General features: G+C 35.7%; 20 protein-coding genes. 8 read left to right on the forward strand and 12 right to left on the reverse strand.

Annotated features, from left to right (window positions below):
* Entirely contained in the window at positions 1-984 is a 984-nt protein-coding gene (locus tag E1750_RS10930) for a UDP-glucuronic acid decarboxylase family protein (RefSeq protein WP_133276813.1), read from the forward strand.
* Positions 984-2,333, forward strand: a complete 1,350-nt coding sequence (locus tag E1750_RS10935; RefSeq protein WP_227873877.1) for an exopolysaccharide biosynthesis polyprenyl glycosylphosphotransferase — start codon at positions 984-986, stop codon at positions 2,331-2,333. The genes E1750_RS10930 and E1750_RS10935 overlap by 1 nt, the downstream gene beginning before the upstream one ends.
* Here the strand turns inward: E1750_RS10935 and E1750_RS10940 are convergent.
* The 7 genes from E1750_RS10940 to E1750_RS10970 all read right to left on the reverse strand — a co-directional run bounded on the left by E1750_RS10940 (position 2,330) and on the right by E1750_RS10970 (position 7,500).
* A complete protein-coding gene (locus E1750_RS10940) occupies positions 2,330-3,514 on the reverse strand; it encodes a glycosyltransferase family 4 protein (protein ID WP_133276814.1) in 1,185 nt (394 codons plus the stop codon). The genes E1750_RS10935 and E1750_RS10940 overlap by 4 nt on opposite strands.
* Positions 3,515-3,658: 144 nt before the next feature.
* The gene (gene wecB / locus E1750_RS10945) at positions 3,659-4,747 is read right to left on the reverse strand and encodes a non-hydrolyzing UDP-N-acetylglucosamine 2-epimerase (RefSeq protein WP_133276815.1); all 1,089 of its coding nucleotides are present in this window, start codon (positions 4,745-4,747) and stop codon (positions 3,659-3,661) included.
* Positions 4,748-4,860: 113 nt separating this feature from the next.
* Positions 4,861-6,186, reverse strand: coding sequence for a phenylacetate--CoA ligase family protein (locus tag E1750_RS10950; RefSeq protein ID WP_133276816.1), 1,326 nt, complete (start codon positions 6,184-6,186; stop codon positions 4,861-4,863).
* Between the two features lie 18 nt (positions 6,187-6,204).
* Entirely contained in the window at positions 6,205-6,609 is a 405-nt protein-coding gene (locus E1750_RS10955; RefSeq protein WP_133276817.1) for a putative toxin-antitoxin system toxin component, PIN family, read from the reverse strand.
* 6 nt (positions 6,610-6,615) lie between these two features.
* Positions 6,616-6,840: a hypothetical protein gene (locus E1750_RS10960; protein ID WP_133276818.1), complete on the reverse strand. Its 225-nt coding sequence runs from the start codon at positions 6,838-6,840 to the stop codon at positions 6,616-6,618.
* Between the two features lie 63 nt (positions 6,841-6,903).
* Entirely contained in the window at positions 6,904-7,206 is a 303-nt protein-coding gene (locus E1750_RS10965; protein ID WP_133276819.1) for a HigA family addiction module antitoxin, read from the reverse strand.
* A 12-nt stretch (positions 7,207-7,218) separates the two neighbouring features.
* Positions 7,219-7,500, reverse strand: coding sequence for a type II toxin-antitoxin system RelE/ParE family toxin (locus tag E1750_RS10970; protein ID WP_133276820.1), 282 nt, complete (start codon positions 7,498-7,500; stop codon positions 7,219-7,221).
* A gap of 94 nt (positions 7,501-7,594) precedes the next feature.
* On the opposite strand from E1750_RS10970, the gene purD reads away from it, so the two are divergent.
* A complete protein-coding gene (gene purD, locus E1750_RS10975) occupies positions 7,595-8,869 on the forward strand; it encodes a phosphoribosylamine--glycine ligase (protein ID WP_133276821.1) in 1,275 nt (424 codons plus the stop codon).
* A 40-nt stretch (positions 8,870-8,909) separates the two neighbouring features.
* Here purD and E1750_RS10980 read toward each other — a convergent pair whose 3' ends face one another.
* Positions 8,910-9,140: a DUF6341 family protein gene (locus E1750_RS10980; protein ID WP_133276822.1), complete on the reverse strand. Its 231-nt coding sequence runs from the start codon at positions 9,138-9,140 to the stop codon at positions 8,910-8,912.
* A gap of 135 nt (positions 9,141-9,275) precedes the next feature.
* Here E1750_RS10980 and E1750_RS10985 point away from each other — a divergent pair, with 135 nt between their 5' ends.
* Positions 9,276-10,205, forward strand: a complete 930-nt coding sequence (locus E1750_RS10985) for a DUF6427 family protein (protein WP_133276823.1) — start codon at positions 9,276-9,278, stop codon at positions 10,203-10,205.
* Here E1750_RS10985 and upp read toward each other — a convergent pair.
* A complete protein-coding gene (gene upp, locus E1750_RS10990; RefSeq protein WP_133276824.1) occupies positions 10,200-10,853 on the reverse strand; it encodes a uracil phosphoribosyltransferase in 654 nt (217 codons plus the stop codon). The genes E1750_RS10985 and upp overlap by 6 nt on opposite strands.
* Before the next feature lie 125 nt (positions 10,854-10,978).
* On the opposite strand from upp, the gene E1750_RS10995 reads away from it, so the two are divergent.
* Together E1750_RS10995 and E1750_RS11000 are read left to right on the forward strand one after the other, a co-directional pair.
* Positions 10,979-11,584: a DUF4254 domain-containing protein gene (locus tag E1750_RS10995; RefSeq protein ID WP_133276825.1), complete on the forward strand. Its 606-nt coding sequence runs from the start codon at positions 10,979-10,981 to the stop codon at positions 11,582-11,584.
* A gap of 120 nt (positions 11,585-11,704) precedes the next feature.
* Positions 11,705-12,754 (forward strand): glycosyltransferase family 9 protein, encoded by a 1,050-nt coding sequence (locus E1750_RS11000; protein WP_133276826.1) that lies wholly within the window; start codon positions 11,705-11,707, stop codon positions 12,752-12,754.
* A gap of 151 nt (positions 12,755-12,905) precedes the next feature.
* Here the strand turns inward: E1750_RS11000 and E1750_RS11005 are convergent, their stop codons facing one another.
* Entirely contained in the window at positions 12,906-13,262 is a 357-nt protein-coding gene (locus E1750_RS11005) for a hypothetical protein (RefSeq protein WP_227873878.1), read from the reverse strand.
* 331 nt (positions 13,263-13,593) lie between these two features.
* On the opposite strand from E1750_RS11005, the gene E1750_RS11010 reads away from it, so the two are divergent.
* Together E1750_RS11010 and E1750_RS11015 are read left to right on the forward strand one after the other, a co-directional pair.
* Positions 13,594-14,424, forward strand: coding sequence for a tyrosine-type recombinase/integrase (locus tag E1750_RS11010; protein ID WP_227873879.1), 831 nt, complete (start codon positions 13,594-13,596; stop codon positions 14,422-14,424).
* Positions 14,409-15,518, forward strand: a complete 1,110-nt coding sequence (locus E1750_RS11015) for an IS91 family transposase (protein WP_133276827.1) — start codon at positions 14,409-14,411, stop codon at positions 15,516-15,518. Before E1750_RS11010 ends, E1750_RS11015 begins: the two co-directional genes overlap by 16 nt.
* A 230-nt stretch (positions 15,519-15,748) precedes the next feature.
* Here E1750_RS11015 and E1750_RS11020 read toward each other — a convergent pair whose 3' ends face one another.
* Positions 15,749-16,783, reverse strand: coding sequence for an alpha/beta hydrolase (locus E1750_RS11020; protein ID WP_133276828.1), 1,035 nt, complete (start codon positions 16,781-16,783; stop codon positions 15,749-15,751).
* A gap of 253 nt (positions 16,784-17,036) precedes the next feature.
* The gene (locus tag E1750_RS11025) at positions 17,037-18,089 is read right to left on the reverse strand and encodes a ferredoxin--NADP reductase (RefSeq protein ID WP_133276829.1); all 1,053 of its coding nucleotides are present in this window, start codon (positions 18,087-18,089) and stop codon (positions 17,037-17,039) included.
* Between the last annotated feature and the right edge of the window lie 95 nt (positions 18,090-18,184).

The raw sequence follows: 18,184 nt of genomic DNA on the forward strand, positions 1-18,184 counted from the left end.
ATGAAAAGAATATTAATTACCGGGGCTGCAGGATTTTTGGGTTCACATCTTTGTGATCGTTTTATCAAAGAAGGTTATTTTGTTATTGGAATGGATAACTTGATTACTGGCGATCTAAAAAATATCGAACATTTATTCAAACTGGAAAATTTCGAATTTTATCATCACGATATAACCAAGTTTGTACACGTTCCCGGGAAATTAGATTATATTCTTCATTTTGCCTCGCCCGCAAGTCCGATAGATTACCTGAAAATCCCCATTCAAACCTTGAAAGTAGGTTCTTTGGGAACACATAATCTTTTGGGATTGGCAAGAGTAAAAAACGCCAGAATTCTTATCGCATCCACTTCCGAAGTATATGGAGATCCATTAATTCATCCCCAAACCGAAGAATATTATGGCAACGTAAACACCATTGGACCTAGAGGCGTTTATGACGAAGCCAAACGTTTCCAGGAATCCATCACGATGGCGTATCATACTTTTCACGGTGTAGAAACCAGAATTGTACGAATTTTTAATACCTACGGGCCTAGAATGCGACTCAATGACGGTCGTGTTATTCCAGCTTTTATCGGGCAAGCCCTACGTGGCGAAGATTTAACCATTTTTGGAGATGGAATGCAAACCCGTTCTTTTTGTTATGTCGATGATCAAGTAGAAGGTATTTTCAGATTATTACATTCGGATTATGTCTATCCGGTAAATATTGGAAATCCAGACGAAATCACGATAAAAGACTTTGCCGAAGAAATCATAAAATTGACGGGAACCAATCAAAAAGTGGTCTATCATCCGCTGCCTATAAATGACCCATTGCAACGTCAGCCAGACACCACAAAAGCACGAGAATTACTGGGTTGGGAAGCAAAAGTAAATCGAGCCGAAGGGATGAAAATCACGTACGACTATTTTAAATCCCTTTCAACAGAAGAATTATTAAAAGAAGAACACAAAGATTTTTCCAAGTATATCAAATAGTGAATTTTAAAGAGAAAAAATATTCAGGTTACATTCGCCCTTTCTCTTACTTGATGGATTTAAGTATCATCAACGTATTGGCTTATTATATTTTTCCTTTTCATGAAAACGAAATTCTTTATGCTTTACTCATTAGCAGTGGTTGGATTGCTACAGCTATTTATTTCGATTTTTATGAAGTATATCGCTATACTAAAGTAATTACCATTTTAAATTCCGCCTTGAAACAGGCTGTTTTCTTTGCCTTGTTTTGTTTAGCAGTAGAATTATTTTATTCTGATTTTTATGAAAAAAGGGTTGTATTATTTGTCATTTCTGCCGTTTTTTTAATTCTTACACTCAAGCTTTTTATCTATTATTTTCTCAAAAAATATAGAATTTTATTCAATAGAAATTTTAGAAATGTGGTTTTATTGGGCAACAACAAAAACATTAATCCTTTAAAAGCATTTTTCACCCAAAACCTTGATTACGGTTATAAATTAATCAAAGCGTTTACTCTTGAAGACCATAAAAAAGAGAGAGTTGAACAATGTCTTTCGTTTATTTTAGAAAACCCGATAGATGAAATATACTGCGCTACTGCCGACTTGTCCGATAAACAAATCAGAGACATTATTAATTTTGCTGATAATAATTTAAAAACTTTGAAGTTCATTCCGGACGACAAACAAATCCTTGCTGGAAATGTCAAGTTCGAATATTACGATTATATTCCTGTTATTTCTTCAAGAAACATCCTTCAGGATGAAACAATGAACAAAATCATAAAACGCGCATTTGATTTGACATTCTCGTTGATTATTATTCTTGGACTCCTATCGTGGTTCATTCCACTTATGGCAATTATTATAAAATTAAATTCAAAAGGTCCTGTGTTTTTTATTCAAAAAAGGAATGGTTTGAATTATAAAGAATTTGATTGTTTCAAATTCAGATCGATGGAATACAGCGACCAAATAGACGCCGATTTAGCATTGAAAAATGATATAGAAATAACCAAAGTGGGTCAATTTATTCGGAAAACAAGCATTGATGAATTACCGCAATTTTTCAATGTTTTATTGGGCGATATGTCGGTCGTAGGGCCAAGGCCACATCCGGTAAGTCATAATGATAAATATGCTCTAATGTCGGAGAAATTTATGGTTCGACATTTTGTTAAGCCAGGAATTACCGGACTAGCGCAAACCAAGGGCTATCGAGGTGAAGTGGAAACGGATCAGGATATCATCAATCGCGTAAAATATGACATTTTTTATATGGAAAATTGGTCGATTTTAATGGATATAGAAATCATTTTCAAAACGATTTATAACATTATAAAAGGGGACGACAAAGCATTTTAAAAAACCCCTTTGTTGATTAAATTTTTAATTTGGAAATCAAGATTAAAATTATCAGTGGCAGAATCAAAGACTCGTTTTTTCATCGTTTGAATCGATTCTTTTCCTGTTTTGGAGATTTCGATTAAAGAGGCATTCAAGCTTTCAAAATTGCCAACAGTTGCTACCCAACCCAAATTAAATTCTCTTACAATGGTTTCGCCTTCGCCTCCGCCAAAATAAAGTACTGGAAATCCCAAAGCACCATATTCGAATATTTTCGATGGTACAGATCCATAAATTCTTGTTCTTAATGGAATAATAGCAATATCAAAAGAGTGTAGTTTTTCGTGCAATGCTTTTCGTTCCAACATTCCGTGGAAGAATATTTTATTTTGCGGATTATTATAGATTAGTTCTTCGATTTGAGATTTCTCGGCGCCATCTCCAAAAATATGCAATTCAATGTTTAAATTTTCCAATTCGACTTTTTGGCATAATTCAAAAACACCTTGCGCAACACCCAACAACCCGGCGTAAAATACTTTTATGGGTTCGTTTTCACTGCTTTTTAAATCTATTGCAGCTGTTTGATGATCTGGAAAATTACGATACAAATGACATTCTTTTTCTGGAAAAATCGAATGGATGTGAGTGATAATTTCGTTTGATTGACCAAAGATTAAACTAGCTCGCGAATAAATAAATTGTTCGAAGAACAGTGAAATGTGATGCGAAAAGCTGTCTTTTTTTAAGGCTTTCAATTCAATGGCTGCTAAAGGCCACAAATCAGAAACATTCAGAATTATCTTCTTGCCCATTAGCGAAAGCACCAAAACCGAAACAAACGATAACAATAAAGGTGGCGATTGGACCACAACTTTATTAGGTGTTTTTTTGGTCAATAAACAAAAGAATAACACAGAGGCAAACGACAAAACCGACAGCGTTCTTTTGAAGATATTTTTGCTGACACTGGGATAAATCCAAAGTCGTTTTACAGTAATATTTTGTAGTTTTTCTGTAATCGAAAATTTGCCTTTGTATTCCGGAAACAATTCGCCTTTTGGGTAATTTCCCAATGGACAAAGCACGGTGACTTTGTATTTATTTTGATGCAATTTCAAGGCCAACTGCTCGATTCTATTGGCAGCTGCCCCTTTTTCAGGCGGATAATAATTAGATACGATGAGGATGTCGTTCATTATTGCACTAAATTTATTACAGCGTTTTTTTGACACGAATTTCACGAATTTACACAAACATTTAATAGCTTTAAATTTCACAAATTTGTGAAATAATTATACATACTGAATTCGTGTCAATTCGTGAAATTCGTGTTTAATTTTTTATGATTTTGTTAGTAATATTTCAATTATTCTTTCTGAAGCTTTTCCGTCCCAAAGTTCCGGAATTCCCGCTTTTCGTTTTCCATTTTCAAGGAATTCTCCAAATAGTTTTTCTAAATTTTCTATCGAAGTTCCTACCAAAGTATTGGTTCCAGTGCTTTGTGTTTCGGGTCTTTCGGTGTTGTTTCGCATCGTGAAACAAGGAATTCCCATAACAGTAGTTTCTTCCGAAATACCACCAGAATCGGTAATCACGGCAAAACTATTTTTGATGAGGTACATAAAATTCAAATAGCCTTGTGGTTCTACAAAAAGGATGTTTTTCAAATCTAAATTCGTTTCACCAAGTATTGCTTTTGTTCTGGGATGAATCGGGAAAATCACTTTTTTATCGCCAGCCAGTTTATCAATACCTTGAAGCAATTGAATTAAGGATTGTTCTTCATCCACATTTGATGGGCGGTGTAAGGTAAGAATGATGTAATTTCCAGTTTCTAATTCGAATTCATTCCAGAAAACGGGTTCAAAAATCCTGCCCAAATTTTGATATAAAGTATCGATCATCACGTTGCCCACGAAATGAATATTAGTTGTATCAGCACCATATTTCAGCAAGTTTTCGGATGCTGAAGTTGAGGTTGTAAAGAAATAGTCGGTGATGCTATCGGTCACTATTCTATTGATTTCCTCGGGCATCGTCATATCGCCAGAGCGAATTCCGGCTTCGACGTGAGCTACTTTTAGGTTTTGCTTTTTAGCTACAATTGCACAAGCCATAGTAGAATTGACATCGCCAACCACCAAAACCAAATCGCAAGGATTTTGCTGTAATTCTTTTTCAAAAGCTACCATAATCGCTCCGGTTTGTTCGGCTTGCGAACCACTTTTTACTTCCAGATTATTGTCTGGCTTTGGGATATTCAATTCTTCGAAAAAAGTATCGCTGAGGTTTTTGTCATAATGCTGACCCGTATGCACCAAACGATAGGAAACATCTGCTCCTTCGTTTTGCTTTTTTTCAATCGCTTTGATGATGGGTGCGATTTTGATAAAATTAGGTCTTGCGCCTGCGACTATGGTGATTTTCATTTTATATTATCTTTTTAGTTTCTTTAAGGTCACAAATTGTGACCTTAAACGTCTTGATGTCACAATTTGTGACTTCAAGATTTAATTTGGAAGTTGCAATTTGCAGCCTCCAATTATTTCAATAACGAAACAAATTGTTTCAATTTTCCACTTTTGCTTCGTTCCAGTTTTTCTTTTCTGATGAATGTAAAAACCAATCCTTTTTCCAAATATAAGGTAATTGCAGCTTCAATTTTCTGGATTTGTTCCAAATTCAATTCGGTTTTACTCACATATTCAATGTCAAAAGTATCGATTTTAGTTTGCTTGATGACAAATTCTTTTACGTTACCATCGTCTTCGATGATGCTTTTGGTGACGTAATAAAAAGTCAATCCAGGCGATTTTTTTCCACTTGGTAAAATAGCAATATCATTGGTTCGACCAACTAATCGTTGAAGAACAGGTTTTTTGGCTGTGCTTTTCGAGTCCAAAATTCCAATGTCGCCAATATCGTATCGAATAAAAGGATGAGCTTTATTAAACAAAGAAGTGATAACAACTCGACCTTCATTTCCATAAGGCAAAACATTGTTTTCATCGTCTAAAATTTCCACAAAAAGGGTTTCGGAATTTACTTGCCATTCACCGTGAGTCCCGAAGCTTCGGGATTGAAAAGCAATCAAATCCAGTTCTGAAGCGCCGTATTCATTGACAACCGGAATGCCAAATTGTTTTTCAAGCAAAATTTTGTCATCTTCAAAAAGCATTTCGGAAGTGACGACGCAGACCTTTAAACTAGGGCAAATAGCTGCCAAAATAATGTTTTTTTGCTGTAAAAATTTGGCAAACAAAACAATGGAACTCGTGTATCCGTTGATGTAATCGAATTTGCGAGTTTGGAAATCTTTTAGAAAACCTTCTAGAATTTTATCCGACAAGTCGAATATAGGAAAGCGATAACGGTTGCTCAAAAAATCCTTGAAGCGTTCTTTTTTATAGCCTATAAAATCCAATGGAATTCCGTAAAAACGAGCTTGGTAAGACGTGTTGAAATCAATTCCATACCAGCCAAAACGATTGATAATGGTTGCCCAAGTTAAGGCGTGCGAAAATTTATCTTTGGCAAAAATAAACGGATCGCCACTAGAACCGGACGTTTTATTGACGTAAACATTTTTTAGAGTAAAACCGCTTGAAAGTCTTTCTCCTAGGGGTTTTTGAAAATCTTTCTTGGTCATTATGGGCAAATCTTTCCAATTATTGAAAGTGGTTTTGCCAACGATTTTTTGATAAGAGGCATTATTCTTTAAATGATAGTCAACAATTTCTTGTTTTTTGTTTTCGATAAAAATTTCGAATTGTTGTTCGGGAATCGATTGGATTTTTTGCAATTCGGCTTTGGCTTCCTTCATCGGGAAACCATTTATTTGGAGCGATAGATCGAAAATTTTGAACATTTATAATGGATAGATTTATTAGCTCAGCAAATCTTTGAATTCTGTAGTATTTAATAATACCACTTTTGGAAAATCAATTTTTTTCAACAGATTGAAGTCTGAATCGTGAGTAATAATATAATCTGCATTGGATGCAATAGCACAATCTACAAACTTGTTGTCGTCTTCATCTTTCAATAAATTGAATTTGTAGTAATTGGTAATGAGTTCTACATTTTTCAAATTTTCTAGAACGCCAAGAATATTTTGGCTGGCTAAGACCCCCATTTTTTGCTCTATTATTTCGGCATATTCCAATAAAATATCAGTAGTAATGCACAAGATATAATTTGCCTCAAGGAGATTTTTAAAAACCCAATGCAATTTCGACTTACTGGAGATGGAAACCAATAAAACATTGGTGTCTAAAACTACTTTTTTCAAGATTTTTTATTTTGATTTCCGCATTTTGGTATGCAGCATTTCATCCACAAGTTTGTCATTCCACTCTTTTTCTTCCCAAACGGTATCTGCTTGATTAATAAGACGTTTGGCAAAAAACAAAGCAAGAGTATTCTTCAAATCAATTAAATCGCTTTCTGGCAATTGATGCGAAAAAGTTTTTAAAAGTTCTAATTGAACATTTGTAAAAGGTTGTTTTAAAGAGGCTTGCATAGTATTGACTTTAAATTTCAACTATAATTATATCTCAAAAGTAAGTAAAATAATTGAAATCAGTTAGGCTACTTTTTGAAAATCAAATTTCTTGATGGATTCCAGTTCTTGTTTTTTATTTTCGGTTGCTGAATCTATGTCAAAATCATCTTGGAGACCCAACCAAAATTTGGCAGAATTTCCAAAATATTGACTTAGTCGCAAAGCGGTATCCGCAGTTATTCTTCTATTTCCTTTGATAATTTCAGAAATTCTGGTTTGCGGAATTTTCAAGTCCTTGCACAAACGGTATGAGCTTATTTCCAAAGGAACCAAAAATTCCTCTAGTAAAATTTCTCCCGGATGTATGTTTTTTAGCTTTTCCATAATTTTTAGTTTTTAATGATAATCAACAATTTCGACATTAGTGGCATTTCCGTTTTCCCAAATAAAAATAATACGCCATTGGTTGTTGATTCTAATGCTGTAATAATCCTTTAAATTTCCACTTAATTTTTCTAATCGGTTCGAAGGAGGAATTTTTAAATCAATCAAATCTTGGGAGTTGTGGAGCATTCTTAGCTTTCTTCTGCCCAATTGTTGTATTTCAATCGCTGGTTTTTTTACGACAATCCCGTTCCAGATTTTTTCGGTTTCTTTGGATCCAAATGAAATTATCATACCTTTTGCGTTACTAACGTCAAAGGTAAGTAAAAAAAATTATTATTTAAGGTTAAAACAGACTATTTTTGCCAAACAACTTAACAACTACACAATGACAATTTTACTTTTAGGTTCTGGAGGAAGAGAACACGCTTTTGCTTGGAAAATGATTCAAAGTCCGCTTTGCGACACACTTTTTGTAGCTCCGGGAAATGCAGGAACGGCTTCGATTGCCAATAATGTGGATATCAGCCCAACAGATTTTGATGCCGTAAAAGCATTTGTTCTTCAAGAAAAAGTAGGAATGGTGGTTGTTGGTCCCGAAGATCCGTTGGTAAAAGGAATTTTCGATTTTTTCAAAAATGACAATGATTTAAAAGATATTCCAGTTATTGGACCGTCAAAATTAGGTGCAACACTTGAAGGAAGTAAAGAATTTGCCAAAGAATTTTTGATTAAACACAATATTCCAACCGCAGCTTATGATAGTTTCACTGCTGAAACGGTGGAAAAAGGATGCGATTTTCTCGAAACTTTGCAACCGCCTTATGTGTTGAAAGCCGATGGATTGGCGGCAGGGAAAGGCGTTTTGATCCTTCACGATTTGGCGGAAGCCAAGGACGAATTGAGAAATATGTTGGTGGGTCAAAAATTTGGCGCAGCCAGTTCGAAAGTCGTAATCGAAGAATTTTTGGACGGAATTGAATTGAGTTGTTTCGTTTTGACCGACGGAAAAAGTTATAAAATATTACCAACTGCCAAAGATTACAAACGCATTGGCGAAGGCGATACGGGATTGAATACAGGAGGAATGGGCGCAGTTTCTCCAGTTCCTTATGTTGATGCCGTTTTGATGGAAAAAATAGAAACACGCATCGTAAAACCAACAATCGAAGGTTTCCAAAAAGACGGAATTGAATATAAAGGTTTTGTGTTTATTGGATTGATCAACGTGAAAAACGAACCCATCGTAATTGAATACAATGTTAGAATGGGCGATCCGGAAACCGAAGTAGTTATTCCGAGAATGAAATCGGATTTGGTGGAATTGTTTTTGGCTGTAGCCAATGAAAAACTAGACGAATTTGAATTGGAAATTGATGAAAGAAGTGCCACGACCATTGTGGTTGTTTCGGGCGGATATCCAGAAGATTTCGAAAAAGGAAAAGTCATTTCGGGATTAGAGAACATTCAAGATTCAATTATTTTTCACGCGGGAACTAAAGTTGATAACGGCAACGTAGTGAGTAACGGCGGAAGAGTTTTGACTGTAACTTCTTTTGGTGATAATTTCGAAGAAGCCATAAAAAAATCTTACCAAAACATAGACAAGCTACATTTCGATAAGATGTATTTTAGAAAAGATATCGGGAACGACCTTAAATAATGTAAAGACTTCTAATTCCTCCTTCGGGAGTTATGGTTCTTTATTTCAAGAAAGAGTGTGCCGTTGTATCTTGGTTTTCTTCGCCTTTTTCGTCGAAAATCATCAATTGTTTACACCAATATACGATAGCAACCGCACAGATTATCATAAAACCCCAGTTGAATATATTGGCAGCAAACCAACTATCAAGTTCTAAAGCTCTTAAAAAATCGTGCAGTATGAATAAAATGTTTTCAAATAACCATTGAATTCCTTCAAAAAATGCTTTCATCTCAATATTTTTTTAGTTAATTGTATGCAATCTAAACGCGCTAAGGAATTTATTTTTAGTGAAAAACATTTAGTTAGCTCGTTTCGTCTTTGTACAAGTATTATATTTACAGTCGCAAAAGTATAAAATATCCGTATGATAACAAGTGTTTTTAAAAAATCTACTCCAATAAATTTGATGTTGGTGGTAATTTTAATGCTGGTTTTCTTTTTTATTACCCTTTTTCAAGATTTGTCTTGGACTAATTCAGTGATTTCCATTGTAAAAAAAGGAGGTTTATTTTTTATTTTGCTCGGCTCCATTTTTGTTGCCAATTTCATTGCGAAGAAAAACGGATTGAGCAAAGACAGTAGTTACACGATTTTGTTCTATTTTTTGTTTCTATTGTTTTTTCCTTCGGTATTGGGAAATATGAATTTAATTTTATCTAACTTTTTCATCCTTCTCGCGCTTCGCCGATTGATTTCGTTGCAATCTTTAAAAGCCTCGAAAGAAAAAATATTTGATGCTTCCTTATGGATTTTTGTAGCTTCTTTATTTCATTTTTGGAGTATTATTTACCTGGTTTTAGTATTTATTTCGATCATTTTTCACGTAGCAAGAGATTATAGAAATTGGGTTTTGCCTTTTATAGCTTTTTTTGCTGTGGGAATTATCTCTTTAGGAGTGGCATTACTGTTTAATAAAGATGTTCTTGGATATGTCACAGATAACGCCGTTATTAATTTCAAAATAGACTATTTTACCAACAATTATCAGAATCTTGCCTTTTCTATTTATGCGACAGTAGCTTTGTTTTTTGTGGTTTCAATGTTTCTTTCCCTTTCGAGCAAGCCGTTGTTACTGAATTCGTCTTTCAAAAAAATAATAGCCTCTTTTTTTATAGGAATAGTAATTTTTGCAATTTCTCCCAACAAAAGCAACGATGTATTGATTTATACTATTGCCCCTCTGGCCATTATGGCAACGAGCCATATCGAAGTGAAACAACTTCAGTTGAAGCAGGAATTGGTTTTAGGCATACTGATTCTTTGCAGTTTTTTTGCTTTTTTCTCCCAATTATAATTTGTTTCCGTAGGCCAAATCACCCGCGTCGCCCAAGCCGGGAATGATGTATTTTTTGTCATTTAATTTTTCGTCTAAAGTGGCCACCCAAAGATGACAGGAATCGGGCAAATGCTTTTCAAGATAGGCAATTCCCTCGGGAGCAGCTATGATTACAGCAATGTGAATTTCGTTTGGAAGTCCTTTTTCCATCAATTTATTAAAAACAGCCACCATCGATTGTCCGGTGGCAAGCATAGGATCGATCAAAAGTAAGGTCTTGTTTTCGATATTGGGAACGGCTTGGTATTCGACTAAAATATCAAAAAACTCATCGTTATTGGGATGATGTCTGTAAGCTGAAACGAAGCCATTTTCGGCACTGTCAAAATAATTCAAAAACCCCAAATGAAGCGGTAGTCCGGCTCGGAGAATGGAACACAAAACGAGTTTGTCTTCGATTTCGGCGGTTTTTTTGATGCCTAGCGGTGTTTGAATTTCAATTGGTCTATACCTTAAATCTTTGCTCAATTCATAAGCCATAACTTCGCCAATACGCTCTATATTTCTGCGAAAACGCATACTGTCGTGTTGCACATTCACGTTTCGTATTTGACCTAAAAAATGATTCAGAATGCTATTGTCTTCGGATAAATAATGTGTTTGCATCGTGATAATTTAAGATTTGTAAATTAAAATTTAGGAATTCCGCAAAAAACACTCCAAACTTCTTGTGTTTTTTATAGACTATAAAAGTATAAAAAGTATCTTTGTATTTATAAAATATAAAAGATATGTTTTCAAAATTAGCTTATTCCGTTTTCGAACAAAGTATTCGCGATTATCATCAATTTGATAATGTTGACCAACCAATCAATAATCCTTTTCCAAAAGAAAAAATAGAACATTTATTATATTTAAAAAACTGGATTGACACAGTTCAGTGGCATTTCGAAGACATTATTCGTGATCCCAATATCGACCCAGTGGCGGCATTGACTTTAAAAAGAAGAATCGATGCTTCCAATCAAGAACGTACCGATATGGTAGAATATATTGATGGTTATTTTCTTCAAAAATACGCTCAGGTGGCTGTCAAAAACGAGGCGAAAATTAATTCGGAGAGTCCCGCTTGGGCATTCGACAGATTGTCAATTTTAGCCTTGAAAATTTATCACATGCAGGAAGAAGCCACTCGTGAAGAAGCTTCGCAAGACCACAGAGATAAATGTCAAGCCAAATTGAATGTTTTGCTAGAGCAAAGAACCGATTTGTCTACCGCAATTGAAGATTTGCTAACGGATATTGAAAATGGTGATAAATTCATGAAAGTGTACAAACAAATGAAGATGTACAACGACGATGATTTGAATCCGGTTTTGTATCAGAATAAAAAATAAGAAATACTATTTTAAACCATTAAGGGATTAAGAAAATTAAGTAAAACTTGATGAGCCTTAATCTCTTAATGGTTTTTATTCATGAAGTAATTGTCCAAAAAAATCCAACATATAGCCGTTATGAGACTTTCCGCAATGGGAGATGTCGCGATGACGGTTCCTGTTTTAAGGGCTTTTGTGTCCCAATCCCGAAGCTTCGGGACTGAAATAAAAATCACGGTGGTTTCTCGTCCGTTTTTCCAACCTTTTTTTGAGGGAATTCCTAATCTTACTTTCTTTGCTTTCGACGAAAAAAAACGCCACAAAGGATTCTTTGGATTGTTGCGATTGTACCAGGATTTGAAAGCCTTACACATTGACGCTTTTGCCGATTTGCACAACGTTTTACGTTCCAAAGTCGTTCGAACACTTTTCGCCTTGAGTGGAAAAAAAACAGCTTTTGTTGATAAAGCAAGAGCCGAAAAAACAGCTTTAACACGAGCCGAAAACAAAATTTTCAAACCCTTGACTACAATGTTCGAAAGACACGCAAAAGTGTTTCAAGAATTGGGTTTTACAGTAGATTTATACTCCCGAAGTGTCGGGACAATATTTCCTGACAAAGCAGTTTTATCAAAAGATATTTTGAAAAGGCTAGTTGGAAATGAAAAGATTCCCGATTTCTCGGGAATTAAAATCGGGATTGCACCTTTTGCACAGTATGATTCCAAGGTCTATCCTTTGGATTTGATGCAGGAAGTAATTAACAAATTAGCTGAAAATTCAAATTATAAAATCTTGCTTTTCGGTGGTGGAAAAAAGGAAATCGAACTCCTAGATTCACTCTCAAAAGGCAAAGAAAATGTTGTGGTTGTTGCCGGAAAACTCCAATTTCAGCAGGAATTGCAACTCATTTCCAATCTTGATCTAATGCTTTCGATGGACTCCGGAAATGCACATATTGCAGCAATGTTGGGCGTAAAAGTCATCACGCTTTGGGGCGCAACGCATCCGTTTACGGGATTTTCGCCTTTCAATCAACCCCTGGAAAACGCTTTGGTTTCGGATAGAAATTTGTACCCAAAATTGCCCACTTCAGTTTACGGGAATAAAATTGTGGAAGGGTATGAAGACGCAATGCGAACCATTTCAGTTGAAAGTGTAGTTTATAAAATCAATTCTTCAATTTAGATTCAGACACGAATTACACCAATTAGCACGAATTAAAAATTGCACAAAATTGTTTTGTGTAATTAATTTGCAGTAAACAATTTGTGTTAATTTGTGTTAATTTGTGTAATTTGTTTAAAACTTTGAAAATTAAATTCCTGTAAAAACCAAATCACAAATAAATCTTCTCGTCCCGACAACGCCCCCAAATATAGCGTTTCAAATTCGAAATAGTTTCTTGGTAATGAGGTGCTTCAAAACCAAAACGCTCGTGTTCCATTTGTTCTTTCTCGATGGCGTTGCAGCCTTTGATGACTTCTTTGAGCATATCGAGCATCGCCAATTCTTTGTTATTGGTTTTCTGAAATTTAAACTCCACAATTTCATCCTGCAATTGCTCGCAATAGGCCAAAAGTTGCGCTACTTCGGGTTCGTCGAGTAGGGAAGGGTTGGTTTTGAAGATTTCTCGGATGGATTTCATTTTAGCTGACTTGGAGGTTTTATTAATCCAGTAATGGCGAGTAGCCATTAACCATTTTTTTGAATTAACGTTCTCAGGCTTTACGTCTGTTGCGGATTAAGGCAACCGAAACTTTCGGTTTTGTACTGACCTCAAAGATACAAAACAAACTTTAAATTAAGCCCAAAACCCGCAATAGCGTAAAACCTGTGTTGAACTAAACCTTCGGTAGCACTCGCGCTGATTTTGTACCTTTCAAAGATAATTAAAACTTTGAAATTATGACTACAAAAAAAAGCATCCAGATTTATTAAGAGAAAACAAAATTATCAACCAAGCCAAGCGCGAAGTTCCCGGTTTTGAGGAACTATTAGCTCGTTTTGAGCGCACGGTTTCGGTATTGGGACGAAGCCAAAGCACGTTTAGCAATTATTCGCGGCACGTGGCTTCGATTTCGTTGTATTTTGGCAAAATTCCAACGGAATTGGATTCCGAACAAGTTCAGGACTACTTGTTTTACCAACAGAAAAAGTCCAAAACCCCATCGCAAACGTACTTTAAACACTGTGTTTACGGACTACGATTTTTGCTAAAATCAGAAGGACTTCCGTATGAATACCTTCGACTTCCGTCGATAAAACACGAGAAAACGCTTCCAGTTGTTTTGAGCAAAGAAGAAGTCTGGGCAATGCTTCAAAAAGCCAAATTGCTCAAACACCGCATTCTTATTGGCTTGCTTTATGGTTGCGGATTGCGTTGTATGGAAGCCAGAAGTGTACGTTTGCAGGATTTAGATTTCGACAGACTACAACTCAAAGTAGTGCAAGGCAAAGGCAAAAAAGACCGTTACGTGCCGCTTTCGGAACACTTGATTCGGGGATTAAAAAAGTACATCGAAGCCGAAAAACCCAAGGATTATCTTTTCAACGGTCAGCCTATTGAGAGAGCCGGAGGCGATTTTGACAGTCGGTACAGCCAGAGAGGCGTACAATGGGCGGTGAAACAAGTAGCCAAAGCTGCTGGTGTGAAAAAAGAAGTTCATACCCATACGCTTCGGCACTCTTACGCCACACATTTGCTCGAAGATGGTATGGATATTATGACCCTGAAAGACCTTTTGGGACATCAAAATATCGAAACTACGATGGAGTATTTGCAGATAGCCCAGCTCGCGAGCCAACGCATTTTTAGTCCACTCGATACGCTTTTCGAGAAATGCAGACGGAAGTAGCCGATGTACTGAGAAAGGTAGGCTCGAAGATCGAGAGTTATGGACTCAATACTTGGCAATTGCGCACTCTTTCTGCTATCAAAAAATGTCGAACAGCCCAGTTGGGTGGTCATATCGATGCTTGCGATCAATGTGGAAATCTGACTATTAGTTACAACTCTTGCCGCAACCGTCATTGTCCCAAGTGTCAGGGCAACAAACGAGAAGATTGGATAGAGGCTAGAAGTACGGAACTCTTGCCAGTGCCATATTTTCACCTGGTTTTTACTTTACCCGATAGCATTAATGCATTGGCGATTCACAGTCCAAAATTGGTTTATGACACGCTCTTTGAAGCGACTTGGGAAACGATTCAAACTTTTGGCAAAACCAAGGAAATGCAAATGGGAATGATTGCGGTTTTGCACACTTGGGGGCAACAATTGAGTTTACATCCACACCTGCATTGCATTGTTCCTGGCGGCGGAATAGCTAAAAACGGACAATGGCAAAATAGCCGAACCGATGGCAAATTCTTGTTTCCAGTCAAAGCCTTGTCAAAAGTGTTTAGGGCTAAATATTGTGCAAAACTCAAAGAAAAAGAACCCATAAAGTATGAGCAAATCCGGCAAGAGTTGTGGCAAAAACCTTGGATTGTTTTTGCCAAAAAACCTTTTGGAAGTCCCAAATCAGTGGTGGAATATTTGGGAAGATACACCCATAAAATAGCCATTAGCAACCGAAGAATCAAAACTATCGACAACGAAAATGTGACTTTTGAATACAAGGATTATCGAGTGGCGGGAGTCAAAAAGCAAATGACACTCACGCATCAGGAGTTTATCCGTCGATTTTCGTTGCATATTTTGCCCAAACGGTTTGTTAAGATTCGTCATTATGGTTTTTTGAGTAGCACTTGGAAACGGGAAAAGCTCAAACTTTTGCAGGAGAAACTCGAAGTAAAAGTACTAGAAAAACGCGAAAAAAAGCTCTTTTTGCCCAAGTGTCCTTGCTGTAAAACTGGCAATTTACACCGAATAGCCGTTTTTGACCAGCGTGGGCCGCCTGCTTGGTATCTTGGCGGTAGCCAAAGCTCTATTCCCTATAAAAACTAAATAATGGGTAAGGGATTTTATGCTCAAAAGTGACCGAAAACACTATAAAACGATTTTGAAATCGCTCCAAAAAAAAAGAGGCGCACTTGCCTCTTGATCCCGACCCTTCGGGGCTCTCTCAAAACTTTACGATAACTCCATAGTGTTGAACGATATGTAATCGGTTCCGTTCAACACGGGTTTCATTGTTCGGCTTGCAGCCGCAACGAAACCCTAGCTGTTGGCAGTAGTTATTGCTTGTTAATCCAATTTATGATTTTTGTTGATGCTTCATCTTCTATTTCGTACAAATGTTCAATATTTTCAGTTCCACTTTGTAAATAGTGATTTAAGCTTTTAATTTTCACAATTTCGATATACTTATTATTAAAACTATTTAGAAGTTCTGTTTCATTTTTTGCATCAATATATTTATCATTTTCTCCAATAATATATAATAGATTTGTTGTACACTTTTTATAAGTATTTTCTAAATCTTTTTTTATTAACTCTTTAGTTGAATAAAAATTTGCGTATGTAAATCTTTTATATCTCTTTTTTGTGTAACCTATCTCTTTTGATACTTTATTAATTTTTTTGACTAACTCTATATTTTCATCGTTTCTATTTTCAAAAATTACATTATTAATTTTATCCATTACATTTAATTTTTCTGTTAATGAATCATAAATAAGTTCATTCTCAAATTTATTTACATTTGTTGTAAGTTGATATTTTAAAAAAGCACCTTTGTTTTGAACAGGAGATGCCCATTGAATAAAAAAATCAGGAATTAAATTGCTATCATTCAAACTAATTGTCACCATTCCTCCTAAGCTGTGACCTAGTAAGCCTAATTTTTTATCGGTAAGTAATTTGTTGTTTTTTAAATCTTTATAAACCGACTTCAAATCACTTATCATATCATTGATATTATAAAAATATGTATTGAAATTTCCAGTAGAAAAGCCACATCCTCTTTCATCATATCGATAAACAGCGATATTATTTTCAAGTAATTTCTCTGTAAGTTTATAATGTGAATTTCTAGTGTCTTTTCCTGAACCTGGTACAATTATTACCACTTTTGTATAATTTGTTTTAGGTTCAATTAATGTTCCTCTTAAAATCACATTGTCATTTTTGTTTTCTGTTTCAAATTGAGTAGATATGTAGTTTTCAATACCATCAATTTGTTTTTCGTAGGAATATATTTCTTGAGCTTTAATAAAATGTGTTATTAAAGTGAATATGATTATTAAGTATGTTTTCCTGTTTTTTTTCATAATTACTGCCAACTTGTATATAAGCGATACAAACCTTCTTATATACACCCAAAATAGGGTAGATTGGCGAAGGTTTCTTTCGTTTTATAGTTGTATCAAATATATTAATTTTTTCTTACAAATTATCCAATGGGCTATTCTATTAAAACCACAATTCCCTAAAACAAAAAAACTCCCCTTTTCAGAGAAGTTTTCTTTATTAATTTAATTGTTGCAGGACTGATTACTAAAAACTGACCACTGACCACTATTTTTACACATCATCAAAATCCACCACAATCTCGGCCGAAGTGGGATGTGCTTGGCAAGTAAGAATCAAACCTTCGGCGATTTCGTCCTCGCTAAGGATGGAGTTTTTCTTCATCTCGGCAGTGCCTGATTTTACTCGGGCGAGACAGCTGCTGCAAATGCCGCCTTGGCAAGAATACGGAGCATCGATGCCTTGTTTGAGAGCGGCGTCGAGGATGGTTTGTTTTTGCGACATTTCGAAAGTCGTTTCGTCATCGTCAACCGTGATGGAAATTTTGGTATGACCTTCGTGTGAACTGGCTTCTTTATTTTCGACAATAGAACTGGAGAACAATTCAAATTTAATAGCCGAATCTTTGATGTTGTGTTCCTTCAAAACTTTGGAAACCGTGTTAATCATTTCTTCTGGGCCGCACAAATAGAACTTGTCGAATTCTAATTCCTTGTGTTTGTCGTCTAAAACAAATTTCACGACCGATTTATCGATTCTTCCAAAAAGCGCTCCGTCGACTTTGGCTTGACTGAATACATAATGCACAAACAATCGTCCCGTATATTTCAGTTGCAAATCGTGTAATTCCTGATGAAAAATGGTTTCTTCTGGCGATTTGTTGCCGTAAACCAAGACAAAAGAACTTTGGGGTTCGCTTTTCAAAACCGATTTCAAAATAGAAATGGCAGGTGTAATTCCGCTTCCGGCTACAAATGCGGCATAGTTTTTTTGGTGGTGACTTTCGGTTTCTAAAGTGAATTTTCCTTCCGGTTTCCCTACTTCTAGCACATCGCCTACTTTTAGTTTGGTGTTGGCAAATAGAGAAAATGTACCATTTTTTACCGCTTTGACAGCAATTCGTAATTCACCACTCGTCGGTTCAGCACAAATAGAGTAGGCGCGACGAATTTCCTGACCGTCGAGCGTTAGTCTCAAATTGACATACTGACCGGCAATAAAAGTATAATGAGATTTGAATTCCTCGGGAACATTAAAAAGGATGGAAACCGCGTCTGCAGTCTCGCGTTTGATTTCTTTTATGACAAGTTTTTTGAATAAAGGCATAAGATTATTTTTTTGCAAAGATAGTAAACCAAAAAAAATATCGAAGTTTAAGCGTTTAGAAGTTTAGCCCTTGTAACTTTTTCCTACTTTTAACA

The sequence above is a fragment of the Flavobacterium nackdongense genome (genome assembly GCF_004355225.1).
Lineage (GTDB): Bacteria > Bacteroidota > Bacteroidia > Flavobacteriales > Flavobacteriaceae > Flavobacterium > Flavobacterium nackdongense.

Coding starts and splice junctions, on each gene's coding strand:
- E1750_RS10930 (WP_133276813.1), top strand. CDS start 1: ATGAAAAGAATATTAATTACCGGGGCTGCAGGATTTTTGGGTTCACAT.
- E1750_RS10940 (WP_133276814.1), bottom strand. CDS start 3,514: ATGAACGACATCCTCATCGTATCTAATTATTATCCGCCTGAAAAAGGG.
- wecB (WP_133276815.1), bottom strand. CDS start 4,747: ATGAAAATCACCATAGTCGCAGGCGCAAGACCTAATTTTATCAAAATC.
- E1750_RS10950 (WP_133276816.1), bottom strand. CDS start 6,186: ATGTTCAAAATTTTCGATCTATCGCTCCAAATAAATGGTTTCCCGATG.
- E1750_RS10960 (WP_133276818.1), bottom strand. CDS start 6,840: ATGCAAGCCTCTTTAAAACAACCTTTTACAAATGTTCAATTAGAACTT.
- E1750_RS10965 (WP_133276819.1), bottom strand. CDS start 7,206: ATGGAAAAGCTAAAAAACATACATCCGGGAGAAATTTTACTAGAGGAA.
- E1750_RS10970 (WP_133276820.1), bottom strand. CDS start 7,500: ATGATAATTTCATTTGGATCCAAAGAAACCGAAAAAATCTGGAACGGG.
- purD (WP_133276821.1), top strand. CDS start 7,595: ATGACAATTTTACTTTTAGGTTCTGGAGGAAGAGAACACGCTTTTGCT.
- E1750_RS10980 (WP_133276822.1), bottom strand. CDS start 9,140: ATGAAAGCATTTTTTGAAGGAATTCAATGGTTATTTGAAAACATTTTA.
- E1750_RS10985 (WP_133276823.1), top strand. CDS start 9,276: ATGATAACAAGTGTTTTTAAAAAATCTACTCCAATAAATTTGATGTTG.
- upp (WP_133276824.1), bottom strand. CDS start 10,853: ATGCAAACACATTATTTATCCGAAGACAATAGCATTCTGAATCATTTT.
- E1750_RS10995 (WP_133276825.1), top strand. CDS start 10,979: ATGTTTTCAAAATTAGCTTATTCCGTTTTCGAACAAAGTATTCGCGAT.
- E1750_RS11000 (WP_133276826.1), top strand. CDS start 11,705: ATGAGACTTTCCGCAATGGGAGATGTCGCGATGACGGTTCCTGTTTTA.
- E1750_RS11005 (WP_227873878.1), bottom strand. CDS start 13,262: ATGGCTACTCGCCATTACTGGATTAATAAAACCTCCAAGTCAGCTAAA.
- E1750_RS11015 (WP_133276827.1), top strand. CDS start 14,409: ATGCAGACGGAAGTAGCCGATGTACTGAGAAAGGTAGGCTCGAAGATC.
- E1750_RS11020 (WP_133276828.1), bottom strand. CDS start 16,783: ATGAAAAAAAACAGGAAAACATACTTAATAATCATATTCACTTTAATA.
- E1750_RS11025 (WP_133276829.1), bottom strand. CDS start 18,089: ATGCCTTTATTCAAAAAACTTGTCATAAAAGAAATCAAACGCGAGACT.